Here is a 17,870-nt window from a genome sequence, read left to right as displayed (position 1 = left end):
CAAGTGCCCGGCAAAAATAAGGGATAGGGTTGGGTGGCAGCTCAGGAGGTAATGGCGAGTTTCCAGCCGGCTTTACTCCAGTAGTCTTGCTCTTGTTTGAGATCGGCGGCCAGCAGTTTGTTGCTCTCTTCCCAACCTTGTGGGAGGGCGATTTCCCAGACTTCTTTATTGGCTTTGACTTTGATGTTCGGCAAGGGCTCATCGGAGCGCTGCCCGTTCAGTGCCACCGCCAGACGCAGGGTCCGGATCAGCGGATACAGGTGCTTGCGTTTGTAAATAGTCAGTTCCGGCATTTCATTGAGTTTCAGGCTTTTTCGTTGGAACCGGACCAGGGTTGCCAGCACCGACTGTTGCTCAAAATTGAAGCCTGGCATGGTGCTGTGGCGCAGTAGGTAGGCCGAATGACGATGAAAGCCCGGATAGCTGATACTCAGGCCGACTTCGTGCAACAGGGCCCCCCAGCTGAGCAATGTGGCCAGCTCAGTTTTTGCCAGGCCGGGTTGAGACTCGACCTGGTCATACAGCATCTCTGCGGTGGATTTGACCCGGGTTGCCTGCTCCATATCGACATTGTATTGCTCGGCCATGGCACTGGCGGTTCGGGTACGAATATCGCTGTGACGAAATCTGTCTTCCATTTCATACAGCAAGCCCTCCCGTAGTGCACCATCTGAAAAAGCCATCTCGTCTATTTTTAGCGCTTTAAACACAGCATTGAGGATGGCGACGCCTGCCGGGAATACCGGCTTGCGATCATCGGTCAGTCCGGGTAAATCGAGTTCATCAACCTGCTTGAACTGGAGAATCTTGTCGGTCAGCTCAAGGAGTCGCTCAGCGGTGATCACGCCATCGCTATGGCCGGATTCGACCAGCACTTCGCGGATAGCCTTGATGGTCCCGGAGGAGCCCAAGGCACTATCCCAGCCGGTTTTGCGATATTTCCCGGCAATGCTTTCCAGTTTCTGCTCTGCCGCGAGGGTGGCAGCTGCCATGCTCTTGGCGCTGATTTTGCCTTTGGCGAAATGGTTTTTGTGGTAGCTGACACAACCCATATGTTTGCTGGTCAGCAGGTGGGCATTGAAGTCCTCGCCAATCACCAACTCAGTACTACCGCCGCCGATATCCACCACCAGCTTACGATTTTTTTCCGGCTGGGTATGCGCTACGCCGAGATAAATCAACCGGGCTTCTTCGGTGCCGGGAATAATTTCAATCGGGTAGGGAATGATCCGCTCGGCCCGTTTGATAAACACATGGGCATTACGGGCCTGGCGTAGGGTATAGGTTGCGGCAATCCGCACATTGTCCGGGTCAAATCCCTGCAGACGTTCGGAAAACATCGCCAGGCAGTCCAGGCCGCGCTGAATGGCGGCCTGATCCAGGTTCTGACAACTGTCCAGCCCACTGGCCAGATGGACGCGCTGTTTATGCCGGCTGATGATTTGCAGGCTCTGACCGACCACCCTGGCCACGACCATATGAAAGCTGTTTGAACCAATATCGATCGCAGCTATTTCACGGGGGCGTTCATTATCAATCATTGTTCATCATCGCTTTTTCTGCTTTGTTGGCTTTATTGCTTTTAGCGTTCTTGTCAGCTTTTACTGGTTTCTCAGCTTTCTCAGCTTTCTCAGCTTTCTCAGCTTTCTCAGCTTTCTCGGCCTTTTTTCTCAGCTGTTTCTCGGTCTGCTTCAGATAATCATAGGTCTCAATTTGCGAGCGGATCTTGCGCCGGTTCCCGCGCGGCACATACTGGTTACTCATCTCTTTGTCGATAATCCTGGCCTTGACGGTATCGCTGAGCTGTATATTGAGAATATCAATAATGCGTTGCTTGAGCAGCGGATCTTTGATTGGGCAACCGACTTCAATCCGGTTATCAATGTTTCGGGTCATCCAGTCCGCGGAAGAGATAATCACTTCCGGATCACCGCTGTTCTCAAACACCATCACCCGTGGGTGCTCCAGAAAGCGGTCAATGATACTGATGGCCGAGATATTTTCGCTGATCCCTTTGATCCCCGGGATCAGGGCGCACATGCCACGGACGATCAGCTTGATCTGTACCCCGGCGCCACTGGCCTGGTAGAGCATGTTAATCAGGCCTTTGTCTACCAGATTATTGACCTTCAGTATAATCCTTGCAGGCAGCCCTTGCTTGGCATGGGCAATTTCGCGGTCAATCAGATCGTACAGGCGGCTACGGGAGTTGCGCGGCGAGACAATCAAGTGGTTGAATTTCACCGGGCGATACGGGTTTTCGATATAGCCAAACACCTGGCGAACTTCGTTGGTTATTTCATCATCACAGGTCATCAGCGAGAAGTCGGTATAAACCCGCGCAGTTTTCTCGTGGAAGTTCCCGGTTCCGATGTGGGCATAGCGTACCAGCCGATCATCCTCGCGACGGGTGATCAGGCACAGCTTGGAGTGAATTTTCAGTCCGGGCACGCCGAAGACCACATGGACACCGGCTTCGGTCAGGCGACGGGCCCAGACAATATTGGCCTCTTCATCAAACCGGGCTTGCAGCTCAACCACTACGGTGACCCGTTTGCCGTTGTTGGCTGCATCGATCATCGATTCGATAATTCTGGAGTTTTTGGCCACCCGGTAAATATTAATTTTGATCCCCAGCACTTTCGGATCATAGGCAGCCTGGCGCACCAGCTCTGTCATATGGTTGAAGGTGTGGTATGGGTAGTACAGCAGGATATCCTGGGCCTTGATCGCTTCAAATGCGTTGCGGGCACTGATGAAATGGTAACTGTCCAGGGGGGGCAGCGGTTTGTTTTCCAGATAGTTGCGACCGACATTCGGGAAGCCGATGAAGTCTTTGAAATTATGGTATCGGCCGCCCGGGATGATACTGTCGTAGCTGGAGACTTTCAGCATCCGGCACAGCACATCGACCATGTCGGCCGGCATATCCCGTTGGTAAACAAAGCGGACCGGCATGGCCGTCAGGCGCTGATTGAGGCCTTCGGACATCTGCTCCATCAGGCTGTGTTCGACTTCCTGGCTCAGATCGTACTCGGCATCGCGGGTCATCTTCATCGAGTATGCCGCAAGATTGTCATAATCGAAAAAGCCGCTGAATATATCATCCAGGCAGAAGCGCAGAATGTTATCAAGCAATATTAAAGTCTTGCGGCGTTTCCCTTTGGCTTCCGGCAACTGGATGAAACGCGGCAGCTGGTCGGTCGGGATTTCGATCAGGGCATAGCGTTTTTTATTGCCCTGCTGCATCTCAACGGCCAGGTAGGAGTATTCATCTTTGAGGAACTCCAGCAGATCGATGTCTTCGGTCAGCAGGATTGGGGTCACATGGGGCAAAATGGCGTTGCGGAAATACTTGCGTAGCCAAATCTGCTGGTTGTCATCGAGCTGCTGCTCGTTGACCAGGAAAATATGGCGCCGGGCCATTTCCAACAGGATCTCATTGTAAAGGCTGTCGAAGTCCTGGTTGAGCTTGAGGACCCGGCTCTGAATTTTACTGAGGAGCTGTTTGGCGCCTTCATCGCCGCCTTGCTCCTCGTTGATCAGGATCCGGCGCTTCACATCGGCAAAGCGGACCTGGTAAAACTCATCGGTATTACTGGAAAAAATTCCCAGGAAGCGGACCCGCTCAATCAGCGGCACCGATCGGTCTGCCGCTTCCTGAAGGACACGCTCATTAAAGGAAAGCCAACTTAATTCTTTTTCGAGGTACAAAGGTTCCGTGCTCATTGTGTTCCTGCTAATAAGCTAATGGCGAAGTGAATGGCAATCAGTGTTCATCGAGATCGATATTGAGATCATCTGACAGTTGTTCCAACTCGTCCTGCACGACGTCGAGCTGAAGTTCAGCGGGGAGTTCGAGCTGAAACTCAGCGGTGAAAATCGGGTAGCCCCAGTTCGGCGCACTCTGGGTGTCGGTTTTGAGCTTGTTGATATTGACCCCCAGCTCTTTGAGTTTGCTGGTGACTTCTTTGACGATTCCCAGACGATCATTGCCGGTGACTGTGAGATGATGCAGGGTGGTGACCGGGACCACTTTGCTGTCGTCTTCCACGATCTGAACTTGTAAGTCGGCAATGCTGGCCAGGGCCTGGCTGAGCAGGGGCACATATTGGGTCGCTACTTCGACTTGCAAAATCCCGGCGAATTGTCCGGCAAGTTTGCTCAGGCTGCTGGCAAGCCAGTTGCCGTGATTCTGGTAAACCGTTTCAGAGAGGGCTTCAACCAGACCTGGGCGATCTTTACCGATCACTGTAATGACAAGATGCTTCATAACGACTTCCTTTTTCGTAATAGGCTAATTCATTATGTGAGCATGTGCATGATCTGTCTAGGTGCATTCATCGCGTGGCCATTGAAATTCGTCTGGGGTCATAGAACGTTCAGACTAGTGACATTTCATTGCAAATTTATGTCAATCTAATGGGTTAGCAGGGAATGGAAAAGGAGAAGTGGTCAGTGCTCTCCGTGCTGTCATATAATTGTCATCTAAAAGACATATTATTGGTAAACGTATAAATTCTTTGAGGTAATAATGGCTGACGCCGGTGATTTTCTAAAAGGAGACAGCCCTGGGCGCCGGGTAAAAGACAAACTTGCGCGATATGGGGTCACGGCTGGCGGCATTTTTGTCCTTGTTACTTTAGTTCTGATTTTCTTCTACCTGCTCTATGTCATTATGCCGATATTTGCCTCGGTCCGGGTGACGTCGCAGCAGACATTTTCGACGGCATTCCCCGATCAGGCTGCGGTGATCCGCATCAGTGAGCAAAATGATTTGGCTTACCGGCTCTCGACGCAGGGCGTGCTGAGTTTTGTTTCGCTCAACGGTGAGCAGGCCGGCCAGGTGAGCAGCCAGATTCAGATCATGGCGCAGCCGACCAGTGTCGCGCGTACCTTGCCGCGTGAGGAGGTTTTTGCCTATGGCAATGCCGCTGGTCAGGTCGTGCTGTTTAAACCGCTATTTCACAATGCTTTTTCAGAGCAAACGCCGCAAGCCGGGCGGCAAACCAAGCCGGGTGTTGCCTATCCGCTGGGCCGGGCGCCGATCCAACTGGATCCGCAGCAACAGTCGCTCACGCTGCTGGCGGCATCATTCCGTGACCATCAGGCTGTCATTGCCGGGATCACCGCCGATCAGCGGCTGCGGGTCGCGACGTTTGAAAAGTCGGTCAGCCTGCAAAACCAGCAGGGCACCTGGCAGTCACAGTTTTTTGCCGTCCCGGGGATGCCGGCGCGGGTCGATGCGCTGGCAGTGACCCCGGATGCCCGGACCCTGTATGCGCTGGGCGCGCAGGAACTCTATGTCGTTGCGCTGCGCGGGGAGCAATCTTATGTGCGTGAAGTGGTGGATGTTGGTGCTGAGCCGGGCAGCCGGGCGCAGATGACATTGCTCTCCGGCGCTAACTCCTTGCTGATCCGAACCGGGCATCAGTCGATAGCCCAGTGGTTTGAGGTGCTCCGCGACGGAGAGCGGCAGATGGTGAAGGCGCGCGAATTCAAGCTGGCGCCGGGGAGTGCTGCGACACATCTGGTACCGGAATACTCGCGCAAAGGCTTTTTTGCCGTGCAGCAGGACGGCACCTTATCCGCGTTTTATACCACGGTGAAAGGACCGATTTATCAGGAGACGCGATTTGAGCGGGTGCCGGAGTGGATGGCGATTTCTCCCCGGGCGGATCGGCTGCTGACGGTCAGCGGTGATCAGTGGCAGGTATATAAGGTCAATAACCGCCACCCGGAAATCGGTTTTGCATCACTCTGGCAGAAAATTTGGTATGAGGGCTACCCCGAGCCGGCGTATGTCTGGCAGTCGACCTCGGCCAGTGATGAGTTTGAACCCAAACTGAGCCTGGTTCCCGTGGTCTTTGGGACGCTGAAAGCAGCGCTGTATGCGATGGTGTTTGCGATCCCGCTGGCGCTGGCCGGGGCGATTTATACCGCGTACTTTATGTCATCGTCCATGCGCCGGGTGATCAAACCGACGGTTGAGATCATGGAAGCGCTGCCGACGGTGATCCTGGGCTTTCTGGCCGGGATCTGGCTGGCGCCGGTGATTGAAATGCACCTGGCCGGGGTGTTTTTGATGGTGGTGGCCTTTCCGCTGGTGATGCTGGTGGTTGGCCTGATCTGGTCATTGTTGCTGCCTGCGGCCTGGCGAGTGCGTTTACCGGGTGGGTTACACATCCTGGTGCTGATCCCGGTGATTATTTTGCTCTGCTATGGCTGCCTGAACCTGGGGCCGGTGTTCGAGCAGGCCCTGTTTGACGGCGATCTGCAGGTGTATCTGGCGAGCGAGTGGGGAATTGGTTATGACCAGCGCAACACCTTGGTGGTCGGCATTGCGATGGGCTTTGCAGTGATCCCGACTGTCTTTACGATCGCCGAAGATGCGATTTTCTCGGTGCCGGGGCACTTGACCAGCGGCTCCCTGGCCTTGGGCGCGACCCACTGGCAGACCCTGACCCGGGTGGTACTGCTGACGGCGAGTCCGGGGATCTTTTCTGCCATTATGATGGGGCTGGGACGGGCCGTCGGCGAAACCATGATCGTCCTGATGGCGACTGGCAATACGCCGCTGATGGATTGGAATATCCTCGAAGGGTTACGCACGCTGTCGGCAACCATCGCGATTGAAATGCCGGAGTCAGAAGTTGGTAGTTCACACTACCGGGTACTGTTTCTGGCTGCGTTTGTGCTGTTTGTCTTCACATTCCTGTTTAACACGATTGCAGAGCTGGTTCGCCAGCGGCTGCGTGAGCGATACAGCTCGCTGTAAGGCGGGTTGGCACTGGTGACGATAATGAATTGTTTGAACACATGAGACACTGGCTGAACTCCGGCGCGCCATGGATTTGGATGACTGCCGGCACGGTGAGCCTGAGCCTGGTCGCTGTACTGGGCTTATTGCTATTGATTGGCTGGAAAGGGCTGAGCTACTTCTGGCCTGCACCTGTGTATCAGTTTGAAGTCGAAGGCCCGGCGTACCGTCAGGTGGTGATTGGCGAGATTTACGAGATCCAGTCTGTGCCTGTGCGCCAGCTGGCCGAAGCCGGGCGGGATGTTTCGGCGATGTCAGGGGAGCGGGTGAACCGCTACCTGGTCAAAATCGGTAACCGGGAGCGGGTCTCGCTGGATTTTATCACTCTGCTGGAACCAGAAATCAAGAGCCGCGCGCTGGCGATGGATGTGGCGGTGATCGATCGCCTGAAAAATGGCAAGTTCTACGGTTATCCCCTTGCGTTTGTTGAGGAAGGGAAACGTCTGCCGCTCAGCGAGTTTCCGTTTGCCCTGGCCCGGGCCGATCAGATCCGCTTGCAAATCAAGACGCTGCAGGAGACCGAAATTGTGCAAGTCAGCCAGCAGCTGGACCTGTTGCACCAGCAGGAGCGTCGCCTCGGCACTCAGCCGGAGTTGACCCAGCGGCGTGAGACCCTGGAGCGGGAGTACCGTCAGCTTGAGTTGCAACTGTTCGCCTTGCGCCAGCAGCTGGATGACCGGGCGTTGCTGGTCCGGGAGATGACCGGTGAGACGGTGCGCCTGCCGTTGGATCAGGTGCTCAATATCTGGTACCCCAACAATATGTCGTTGATGGACAAGGTTGCGCACTGGGGTTACCAGGTGGCGCAGTTTGTCAGTGAAGAGCCGCGTGAAGCCAATACCGAGGGCGGTGTGTTTCCGGCGATTTTCGGCACCGTGCTGATGGTGCTGCTGATGAGCGTGATTGTGACCCCGCTCGGGGTATTGGCTGCGATTTACCTGCACGAGTACGCCGGCAAGAACAGCTTTACCAAGCTGATCCGCATTGCGGTGATTAACCTCGCCGGGGTGCCGTCGATTGTCTACGGGGTATTTGGTCTCGGTTTTTTTGTCTATATGGTCGGGGGCAGTATTGATGAGATCTTTTTCTCCGATAAGCTGCCGACCCCGACGTTCGGCACGCCGGGCATTTTATGGTCAGCACTGACGCTGGCGATATTAACCCTGCCGGTGGTGATTGTGTCGACCGAAGAGGGCCTGGCTCGGATCCCCAACTCGGTCCGTCATGGCTCGCTGGCGCTGGGGGCGACCCAGGCTGAAACCCTGTGGCGAATTGTATTGCCGATGGCAAGTCCGGCGATCATGACCGGTCTGATCCTGGCGGTGGCCCGTGCGGCCGGGGAAGTGGCACCGTTGATGCTGGTCGGGGTGGTGAAAATGGCTCCGTCGCTGCCGGTGGATGAGCACTTTCCGTATCTGCACCTGGAGCGCAAGTTCATGCACCTTGGCTATCATATTTATGATGTCGGCTTTCAAAGCCCGAATGTGGAAGCTGCCCGGCCCCTGGTATATGCCACGTCGTTTTTGTTGGTAACGGTGATCGTTGGGTTGAACCTGACGGCGATTGGGATCCGCAATCATCTACGCGAAAAATTCCGCGCTTTGGAACAATAACGGGACTCAGGAAAGTAAATGTTTTCTATTAATTCGACCATTGGCTTGTTTCAGCCTGAAGATTTAGCCTCGTTATCCGAAGCCAAAACGGCGATGTCGATTGAGGGACTGGATCTGCACTACGGCCACCATCAGGCGCTGTATGACATCAACATGCGGATCGCCAAGGGCAAGGTGACGTCGTTTATCGGCCCGTCGGGCTGCGGCAAGTCGACTTTGCTGCGCTGTATCAACCGGATGAACGAGTTGGTGGAAGGCTGCCGGGTTGACGGCCGGATCATGCTGCACGGGCAGAATATCTATGATAACCAGGTTGATGTTGCGGCGTTGCGGCGCCGGGTCGGCATGGTGTTCCAGCGCCCGAATCCGTTCCCGAAATCGATTTATGAGAATGTGATTTACGGCTTGCGGCTGCAGGGGATCAAAGATCGCCGGGTGCTTGATGATGCGGTGGAAAACTCACTGCGCGGGGCAGCCCTGTGGGATGAAGTGAAAGATCGGCTGCATGAAAGTGCTTTCGGCCTGTCTGGTGGTCAGCAGCAGCGGCTGGTGATTGCCCGCGCGATTGCGATTGAGCCGGAGGTGTTGCTGCTTGATGAGCCAACCTCTGCGTTGGATCCGATCTCGACCCTGACCATCGAAGAGCTGATCAACGAGCTGAAAACCAAGTACACGGTCATTATTGTCACCCATAACATGCAGCAGGCGGCCCGGGTGTCGGACAATACTGCGTTTATGCACATGGGGGAGCTGGTGGAATATGCCAATACCAATGATATCTTCACCACCCCGAAAGAGAAGCGAACAGAAGATTACATTACGGGCCGCTACGGCTAAGGAGTCGATATGGTAGATAACTTAAGTCTTGGCCGTCATATTTCAGGCCAGTTCAATGCGGAGCTCGAAAGCATCCGAACCCATGTGCTGGCGATGGGCGGTCTGGTTGAGCAACAGCTGGCGGACTCGCTCAAGGCGATGCACAAGCAGGATGCCGAACTGGCCAAGCGGGTGATTCAAGACGATCACAAGGTCAATGCGATGGAAGTGGCGATCGATGAGGCCTGCACCCGGATTATTGCCAAACGCCAGCCCACCGCCAGTGATCTGCGCCTGGTGATCGCGATTATCAAAACCATCACCGATCTGGAGCGGATCGGTGATGTTGCCGAGAGCATTGCCAAAGTGGCACTGGAGAATTTTACCAATAAGCAGTACAACCTGCTGGTGTCTTTGGAGGCGCTGGGTCAGTATGCGGTGCGAATGCTGCATGAAGTGCTTGATGCCTTTGCTCGGATGGATGTGAAAGCGGCAGTGAAGGTGTATCAGGAAGATGATCGGATTGACCGGGAGTATGAGGCGATTATTCGTCAGTTGATGACCTACATGATGGAAGATCCCCGCTCGATCCCGAATGTGTTGCAGGTGATGTGGTCGGCGCGTTCGATTGAACGGGTAGGGGATCGCTGCCAGAATATCTGTGAATATATTATTTACTTCGTCAAAGGCAAAGATATTCGCCATACCAGCCAGGAAGATCTGAAGAGTATCCTGGATCAGAGTGAGTAAGGTGCCTTCAGGCTTTCAGATAGAAAATGTCCCGGCCAATGCCGGGACATTTGATTCTGAGTTTCGCTCGCATTAATCGTCATCTTTCTCGAATCGATCCGGCACGAAGGTCTGGTTGTCGACGGGCGCCCGGATATAGCCTTCTTTGTCGATGGGCGGTAGCTCGATGTGCGGATAATGGATCTCTTCATAATGAATATGAGAGAGCAGGTGGGAGATGCAGTTGATCCGGGCTTTCTTTTTGTTATCGGCTTCCACGACCCACCACGGGCACTGCTTGGAGTCGGTGTAGGCGAACATTTTATCCTTGGCTTCGGAATAAGCGGCCCAGCGGGCACGGGATTCCAGATCCATCGGACTGAACTTCCAGCGTTTGACTGGGGTATGGATTCGCTCCAGAAAGCGCGCTTCCTGCTCTTCGTCAGACACGGAAAACCAATATTTCAGCAAGATAATACCAGATCGTTGTAACATGCGTTCAAATTCAGGGCAGGCGCGGAGAAACTCTTCGTATTCCTCATTGCTGCAAAACCCCATGACTTTTTCGACCCCGGCCCGGTTGTACCAGCTGCGATCGAACAGCACCATTTCACCGGCAGCTGGCAGATGTGCGACATAGCGCTGGAAGTACCATTGGGTCTTCTCTTTTTCGGTGGGGGCCGGCAGTGCGACAACGCGACAAACCCGCGGGTTGAGCTTTTCGGTAATGCGTTTGATCACCCCGCCTTTCCCGGCGGCGTCCCGGCCTTCAAAAATGACCACCACTTTCATGCCACTGTGTTTTATCCATTCCTGCAGCTTCACCAGCTCGACCTGGAGGCGTTCCAGCTCTTTCTGGTAGTCTTTCTTCTTGAGTTTTTTGCCTGGTTTGTCACTGGCCATTCAGCTCTCCCTGTTGATGTGTCACCCTGTGCTTATACCAATCGCAGTAAATAGCTGGTCATTCTAGCTTGTTAAAATGCTCGATAACTGCGTTAGAATTTTTGATTGTAGAATAACTACTTATCTAAAAATTCTGCCTTGTTCTCAAACATTATTCCGGCGCTATTTCTGATCACTTACTTTGATTGGTATTAGTCGTGGTTATGATAATGCGCTGACGCGGTGATGGCGAGCGAGGGAGCATGGGAGTGTTATCTTTGTCTGACTCAAGCCGGGCAGGATATACATTTGGTTAACTGGATCGGTATTTGAAAGGGTGATAATTGCGCATTGTTTTATTTTATGCTCATATGCCACCGATTTTGTGTGGCTTTCTCGTAATACCAATCGCAGTAAACATATTAAAGAAGACAAAAATAACAAAGAAAGGTGACAAATGTATAAGTTCATGTCAGGGGCGCTGACTTGCCTGATCTTGACAGGTTGTGGCGGCGGCGATGGTGGCGGTAACCCCTTTGCCGATCGCCGGGCAATGGCCATCCAGAGCTGTCCGGCCAATATGACCTGTGATTTTATGCAGGTGCCGAAAGATTATAATGCGCCAAGCGGTGAAACAGTCGAAGTGTTTTACGGGGTCCATAAGGCCCGGAATCCGGCCCAGCGGATTGGTGCTTTGGTTCTGAACTTTGGTGGCCCGAGTGCGCCGGCGGTCGGCGGGGCGGCATCTATGGCAGCTTATGATTTCCCGCCAGAGATTCTGGATCGGTTCGATATTGTCGGCATGGATCCGCGCGGTGCCGGTTGGAGCGCCTTTGCTGATGAACTGACGACCTGCGCGGTGGCTGAGCGTAACAAGCAGGGTAATTGTGATGCCACTTTCCAGCAAGTTGCACCTTATATCGGCAGTAATTCCATCGTCAAAGATCTCGACCGCCTGCGAGCGCACTTGGGTGATGCGCAACTGACTTTCCTGGGCTATTCGTACGGTACCCGCTTGGGGTCATTGTATGCCGACATGTTCCCGGAGCGGGTTCGGGCGATTGTACTGGACTCACCCATGTCACCGACGGATGCCAACAATGTGGAAATCCGGATCGGCAATACCGCCGGGTATGAAAAGATTGCAGCCTACCGTCTGGATTATGCGACCTATCCTACGCGTAAAACAACATATGAAACGTTAGCCAGTGGTTTGTTTCATGATGAATATGGGCAATCCAAAAATGGCGCTTTCTATTACAGAACCAATGATGGCTACACCCTGGACTTTGATGCACTGTCTGCAGTGATGAGCCTGACAATAGCGCGTGAGTCGAGCAATTACTGGCAGAATATTGATTATGGATTAAAAGATCTGTTGGATAATGACAATGGATTTGATTTGTATTGGAGTCTCCTAAGCGCAGATAGCTGGTCGAAAACTGTGTACTCCAGCCAGGAAGATGACCTGCGTGCCAGGGCTCATCTTAAAGCGGTGATCTGTACGGATGAACGGATGCCTCTGACGGATGTTGAAATCGCCTTGTCAGACCATGACTATTACGATGCCTCTGCGCTGTATGGCCCATTGAGTTACTGGGATACTGCTGATATGTGTCAAGGCTGGTCAGCGAAACGCGATCCGATTGCACCGGTTGAGAATATGGCGTCCAAGCTGGGCGGCAAGCAGATCCTGGTCATTGGTGGCCAGTACGATCCGGCGACGCCATATACCTGGACGGAAGAAATGGTGGCGGCACTGGGTGATTCAGCGTCTCTGATCACTGTCAATAACCGGGTGGATCATGGCTTTAGCTATAAAAACGTGAGCTGCATCGATGATCCGACAACGCAATATCTGATTAACCCGTCCCAGGAGGTTATGGATGATGCTTGCGAATGGAACCCGGGATTCTTTACCAAAGGGTTTGATAGTGGCAGCCGCGTACCACACCCAACCGATAATATCATCGGCTGGTAACTCGCATCTTTGAGCAACCCGAAGAGCCTGCATTTGCAGGCTCTTGTTCGTTTAAGGCTCGGCGATTTCAGGCTTCAACAGGTTTTGAGAATTTGTGCGACGGCGGCGATTTTATCGGTCGCGGTCACGGGGATGGCAAAGTCATCCACGGCATTGCTGCCCATATGAGCCTTCCCGGCGTAGTGGCCCATCTCACTCGGCCGGGTTGATTTCCCGGACAAGTGTACTTCTTTGACGCCGGTGTTGCGGACAATTTCCCGGACGTTGCCGGCATGGATGCCAGCGCCGGCCATGACCGAGAGTCGGTTGCCGCAAAATTGCACCATGTCGGCCAGAACCTCAATCCCGGCTTCCGCGCTCGCGTGTTGACCCGATGTCAGTACCCGCTCACAGCCGGCGGTCATAATAACCTCAAGCGCCGCCATCGGATCGATACACTGATCGATGGCGCGGTGAAAGGTGATCCCCATGCCCCGGGCCGCGTTGACTAGACTGCGCAAGGTATCGCGGTCAATCTTCCCGTCTGCGGTCAACGCGCCGATCACCACGCCTTGCAGTCCCGCCTGTTTGGCGGCGTGGATATCACTCAGCATGATTTCAATGTCCTGATCGGAGAAGAGAAAGTCCCCCTGGCGCGGGCGGATCATGGCATAGACCGGGACGGTCGCCGTTTGGGCTGCGATGTGCATCAAGCCATGGCTGGGTGTCAGGCCGCCCAAAGCCAGCGCTGCACAAAGCTCGATGCGGGTCGCGCCGCCCAGCTGAGCCAGCGTCAGTGATTCGATGTTATCGATACAAACTTCAAGTTGATAAGACATAGCAATCAGTTCCGAGCCGTTTAAAGGTGTTCGCGGGAGGAGAGCTGGCAGTGTAAAACTGATTGGCAGGGGATACCAGTAGGGGGAGTCTGAAAAGGCAGAGGCAGATACAAAAAGGGCCCGGTGTATCCGGGCCTCATCATTTTTATCGCCATTCAGGCTGACTTTTCGGCTTTACGCTTTCGCGTTTTGCCATCACACCGTTGAGCGGGTGTGAGGTAAGACCTATAGGGTCTTACTTGTCCAGATCTGCAGTGAACTCAGACAGGTAAGCAGCAACGCCTTGTGGAGAAGCGTCCATACCTTTCTTACCTTCTTCCCACTGAGCTGGGCAAACTTCACCGTTCTGCTGGTGGAAGTTCAGCGCGTCAACCATACGCAGCATTTCGTCGATGTTACGGCCCAGAGGCAGATCGTTCACAACTTGGTGACGAACAACACCTTCTTCGTCAATCAGGAAAGAGCCACGGAACGCAACACCGGCTTCTGGGTGCTCAACGTCGTATGCCTTGCAGATTTCGTGCTTCACGTCTGCAATCAGTGGGTAGCGAACCTGACCGATACCGCCGTCTTCAACAGCAGTGTTACGCCATGCGTTGTGAGAGAACTGAGAGTCGATAGAAACACCGATTACTTCTACGCCTTTCTCTTTGAAGTCTTCGAAACGCTTGTCGAAAGCGATCAGCTCAGAAGGACATACGAAAGTGAAGTCTAGTGGGTAGAAGAAAACTACCGCTTTTTTACCTTTTGTGAATTCTGCAAAGTTGAAGTTATCAACGATTTCGCCGTTACCTAGAACAGCTGCAGCAGTAAAATCTGGTGCTTGACGACCTACTAGTACCATAAATTGGTGCTCCTATAGATTGGGTTTGTCGCCGACCTTTCCGGTAGGCTCCTGTTTGAACGAGACAAACTATAGCGGAACTGGTACATTGAAAAAAGCGGAATAAATAGATTGATGTAATCGAAAATTACGATGAATAAATTTCCTTCCCTCAAACAGCTCCATTATCTGGTGACCTTGTTTGAAACCCGGCACTTTGGTGAGGCCGCCAAGCGCTGTTTTGTCAGTCAGTCGACCTTAAGCTCCGGCGTCCAGAACCTGGAAGAGTTGCTGGGGTGTCAGCTGATCGAGCGAGATAACAAGTCTCTGGTGTTTACGTCGACCGGGGAAGATGTGGTCGAGCGCAGCCGTGAGTTGTTGGCGCGGACCCAGGACCTGATGGCGCTGTCGAACCACCAGGGTGATGGTATGGACGGCCAGCTCCGGATTGGCTGTATTCCGACCATTGCACCTTTCCTGCTGTGTGATCTAGTGCAGGCGGTCAACCAGCACCACCCGAACCTGCATCTCTTGTTGCGCGAAGACACCACGGCGAATCTTTTGGCTGCGCTGCGCAACGGTGAAATGGATGTCCTGATCCTGGCATTGCCGGTCGAAATTAACGGCATGTACAGTGAAGTGGTGGGGCGCGATGCTTTTAAAATGGTGATCAGCCAGAAACAGGCGTCGCAGGTCTCGAATCCATTGCGTTATGCCGACTTGCCGGATGAATCCGTCTTCTTGTTGGAGAAAGAGCATTGCCTGACCGATCACGCTGTTTCTGCCTGCCAGCTGACGAGTCGGGAGAAGATCAATCCGTTTACAGCCACCAGCTTGCACACGCTGGTTCAAATGGTTGCGAACGGTTTGGGCACCACTTTCATTCCCCAGATGGCCATTAATCACGGGATCCTGGATAACCAGAATCTGGTGGTTGTCGATCCGCCGGGTCGGGAAGCCTACCGTGAAATTGGCCTGGTCTGGCGTCCGACCTCTAGCCGAACACAAACCTTTGCCCGCTTGGCAGAGATTGTAAAAGGGCTAGTCTAGCCCTTTTTCATGAGTCGGCCTGTACTTTCCCACGATAACAGCACGTTCTTCTGCTTTTCTCCTGAATTCTAATATATCCAGTGCGCGTCTCGGCGCGGTGCTGATTTGGTTTTTGTAGATTTATTCTGTTTCGCTCCACAAATAAATGAAACCAATTGATTAGCAAGTGATGCTGGTTGCGTATAACTTTGCCGAAAACATGATGCCTAACTGGCTGTTATTTAGTCATATTGGCGTGGCGCAGGATTTTATTTTCTGTTTAAAACGCTTTTTTGAACATGGGTTTGAATTGGGTTGTTTGGTAATTAAATTACGTAACTGGTTACATTTCGGGGCGGGTTAGCGGGCCGCTGATGAAACCGAGCATTTCGCTGAAATTTGTTTTAATTTAGTGTTTTGAGTTATTACTCTAAAATATTTAAGTTGTTGTTTTTGTTTGGTTTAAGTCTGTGTTTGTTTCTCTGTTTGTCGGCAGGGATGCTTGCAATTGGTGACTGATTGCGGCAACGTAATTTCAAGGTTACGACTCAGGGAGTGGATAAGTCTGAGTCACAGGAACTGATGTAAGTGGTGATTTAGTTACATGTCGTAAGGGAGCGTAAGAATGACGGACACAACAGCCTCAATCAATCATGAAGTGAAGCTATCACTGCAACCGCTACTGACTGAAGCGCAGAGAGAGATTTTAACCGACGACGCGTTTCAGTTTGTTGAGCGGCTGGTACAGCGCTTCGCTTCGCGCATCCCTGAATTGCTGGCAGCCCGTGAACAACGGCAACAGGCGATTGATGCCGGGGCTTTGCCGGATTTTCTGGAAGACACGGCCCATATCCGTGATGGCAACTGGCACATTCGCAATATTCCTGCTGACTTGCAGGATCGCCGGGTTGAAATTACCGGACCGGTTGAGCGCAAAATGGTAATTAACGCCTTGAACGCCAACGTCAAAGTTTTCATGGCCGATTTTGAGGACTCGTTTGCTCCGGCCTGGGATGAAGTCCTGGATGGGCAACGCAACCTACGTGATGCCGTAAACGGCACGATTGCTTACACCCACCCGGAGACCGGAAAATCCTATCAGCTCAAGGACGATCCCGCGGTGCTGATCTGCCGGGTGCGCGGACTGCATTTGCCGGAAAAACACCTGCTGTGGCAGGGGGAGCCCATCCCCGGGGCGTTGTTCGATTTTGCCCTGTATTTTTACCATAACTACAAACAACTGTTGGCTAAAGGCAGCGGTCCTTATTTTTACCTGCCGAAGCTGCAAGCCTACCAGGAGGCCGCTTGGTGGAGTGATGTGTTCTCTTTCACTGAAGATGAGTATGGCCTGCCGCGCGGCACCATCAAGGCGACAGTACTGATTGAGACCCTGCCTGCTGTATTCGAGATGGATGAAATTCTCTATAGCCTCAAAGATCACATTGTTGGTCTGAACTGCGGCCGCTGGGATTATATTTTTAGCTATATCAAAACGTTGCGGAACCACCCGGATCGGATTTTGCCCGACCGTCAGGTGGTAACGATGGAAAAACCGTTCCTTAATGCCTATTCCCGCCTGCTGGTGCGAACTTGTCACCGTCGCGGTGCCTTTGCGATGGGAGGGATGGCGGCCTTTATTCCGTCTAAGGATCCGGAGCGTAACGCCTGGGTGCTGGATAAGATCCGCAATGATAAATCACTGGAAGCCCAAAACGGTCACGACGGGACCTGGGTCGCGCATCCGGGCCTGGCTGATACCGCACGGGCAATTTTTGATGAAGCTTTGGGCGAGCGTCCGAACCAGCTTGATGTCAGCCGTGAGGCAGATGCGCCCATCACGGCCAGTGAGCTGCTGGCACCGTGCGATGGTGAGCGGACTGAAGAAGGCATGCGCCACAATATCCGGGTGGCGGTGCAGTATATCGAGGCCTGGATCTCCGGCAACGGCTGCGTGCCGATTTACGGCCTGATGGAAGATGCGGCCACCGCCGAAATCTCCCGGGCCTCTATCTGGCAGTGGATTAAGCACGGCAAGGCGCTCAGTAACGGCCAGGTGGTCACCAAAGCCCTGTTTGAGCAGATGCTGGCCGAAGAAATGACAGTGCTGCAGGAAGAAGTGGGCACCGCGCGTTTCGAGCAGGGCCGTTATCCAGAAGCTGCCGCATTGATGGCGCAACTGACCACCAGTGATGAACTTGTGAATTTCCTGACGCTACCCGGGTATGACTACCTGAAGTAGTGCCAATACAACAGAACAACGGGCAATGCTGGATGAGTGGTCGGCAACGCCCGAATAAGCCTGAGAAAAGAAAGACAGCCGATAACGAAGACGTTAAACGGATTATCGCCAAATAGAAAC

13 protein-coding genes are annotated in these 17,870 nt (G+C 53.3%); 7 read left to right on the top strand and 6 right to left on the bottom strand.

Annotation, left to right across the window (positions count from 1 at the left end):
- Positions 1–41: 41 nt before the first annotated feature.
- From ppx to NNL38_RS12685, 3 genes are read right to left on the bottom strand one after another with little or no spacing between them, the layout of a single operon-like run.
- Positions 42–1,541 carry an exopolyphosphatase gene (gene ppx / locus NNL38_RS12695; RefSeq protein ID WP_255388399.1) on the bottom strand — a complete coding sequence of 500 codons (1,500 nt, stop codon included), beginning with the start codon at positions 1,539–1,541 and terminating at the stop codon, positions 42–44.
- On the bottom strand, positions 1,534–3,729 hold the full coding sequence (gene ppk1, locus NNL38_RS12690) for a polyphosphate kinase 1 (RefSeq protein ID WP_255388398.1): 2,196 nt from the start codon (positions 3,727–3,729) through the stop codon (positions 1,534–1,536). Before ppk1 ends, ppx begins: the two co-directional genes overlap by 8 nt.
- Before the next feature lie 40 nt (positions 3,730–3,769).
- The gene (locus tag NNL38_RS12685; RefSeq protein ID WP_255388397.1) at positions 3,770–4,273 is read right to left on the bottom strand and encodes a glycine cleavage system transcriptional repressor; all 504 of its coding nucleotides are present in this window, start codon (positions 4,271–4,273) and stop codon (positions 3,770–3,772) included.
- A gap of 261 nt (positions 4,274–4,534) precedes the next feature.
- Here NNL38_RS12685 and NNL38_RS12680 point away from each other — a divergent pair, with 261 nt between their 5' ends.
- Genes NNL38_RS12680 through phoU form a run of 4 tightly spaced genes read left to right on the top strand, consistent with a single transcriptional unit; the run spans position 4,535 to position 9,999 of the window.
- Positions 4,535–6,778, top strand: coding sequence for an ABC transporter permease subunit (locus tag NNL38_RS12680; RefSeq protein WP_255388396.1), 2,244 nt, complete (start codon positions 4,535–4,537; stop codon positions 6,776–6,778).
- A 41-nt stretch (positions 6,779–6,819) separates the two neighbouring features.
- Entirely contained in the window at positions 6,820–8,433 is a 1,614-nt protein-coding gene (pstA, locus tag NNL38_RS12675) for a phosphate ABC transporter permease PstA (RefSeq protein WP_255388395.1), read from the top strand.
- 18 nt (positions 8,434–8,451) lie between these two features.
- Complete coding sequence (gene pstB / locus NNL38_RS12670; protein ID WP_255388394.1) at positions 8,452–9,270, top strand: phosphate ABC transporter ATP-binding protein PstB; 819 nt, start codon at positions 8,452–8,454, stop codon at positions 9,268–9,270.
- Between the two features lie 9 nt (positions 9,271–9,279).
- A complete protein-coding gene (gene phoU, locus NNL38_RS12665) occupies positions 9,280–9,999 on the top strand; it encodes a phosphate signaling complex protein PhoU (protein WP_255388393.1) in 720 nt (239 codons plus the stop codon).
- Positions 10,000–10,071: 72 nt separating this feature from the next.
- On the opposite strand, the gene ppk2 is transcribed toward phoU, so the two are convergent.
- The gene (gene ppk2, locus NNL38_RS12660; RefSeq protein ID WP_255388392.1) at positions 10,072–10,881 is read right to left on the bottom strand and encodes a polyphosphate kinase 2; all 810 of its coding nucleotides are present in this window, start codon (positions 10,879–10,881) and stop codon (positions 10,072–10,074) included.
- Between the two features lie 436 nt (positions 10,882–11,317).
- On the opposite strand from ppk2, the gene NNL38_RS12655 reads away from it, so the two are divergent.
- On the top strand, positions 11,318–12,841 hold the full coding sequence (locus NNL38_RS12655; protein WP_255388391.1) for an alpha/beta hydrolase: 1,524 nt from the start codon (positions 11,318–11,320) through the stop codon (positions 12,839–12,841).
- 74 nt (positions 12,842–12,915) lie between these two features.
- On the opposite strand, the gene NNL38_RS12650 is transcribed toward NNL38_RS12655, so the two are convergent.
- Both NNL38_RS12650 and NNL38_RS12645 read right to left on the bottom strand, forming a co-directional pair.
- Complete coding sequence (locus NNL38_RS12650) at positions 12,916–13,659, bottom strand: copper homeostasis protein CutC (RefSeq protein WP_255388390.1); 744 nt, start codon at positions 13,657–13,659, stop codon at positions 12,916–12,918.
- A gap of 235 nt (positions 13,660–13,894) precedes the next feature.
- Positions 13,895–14,503 (bottom strand): peroxiredoxin C, encoded by a 609-nt coding sequence (locus NNL38_RS12645; protein ID WP_255388389.1) that lies wholly within the window; start codon positions 14,501–14,503, stop codon positions 13,895–13,897.
- A 132-nt stretch (positions 14,504–14,635) separates the two neighbouring features.
- Here NNL38_RS12645 and NNL38_RS12640 point away from each other — a divergent pair, with 132 nt between their 5' ends.
- Both NNL38_RS12640 and aceB read left to right on the top strand, forming a co-directional pair.
- A complete protein-coding gene (locus NNL38_RS12640; protein WP_255388388.1) occupies positions 14,636–15,532 on the top strand; it encodes a hydrogen peroxide-inducible genes activator in 897 nt (298 codons plus the stop codon).
- A gap of 604 nt (positions 15,533–16,136) precedes the next feature.
- Positions 16,137–17,750: a malate synthase A gene (gene aceB / locus NNL38_RS12635; protein ID WP_255388387.1), complete on the top strand. Its 1,614-nt coding sequence runs from the start codon at positions 16,137–16,139 to the stop codon at positions 17,748–17,750.
- The last annotated feature ends 120 nt before the right edge of the window (positions 17,751–17,870 follow it).

Origin of the sequence: Photobacterium atrarenae (assembly GCF_024380015.1) — a bacterium.
In the GTDB taxonomy this organism is placed as follows: Bacteria; Pseudomonadota; Gammaproteobacteria; order Enterobacterales; family Vibrionaceae; genus Photobacterium; species Photobacterium atrarenae.
Note: the sequence above shows the minus strand (reverse complement) of the source record. Positions and strands in the feature narration are given on the sequence as shown.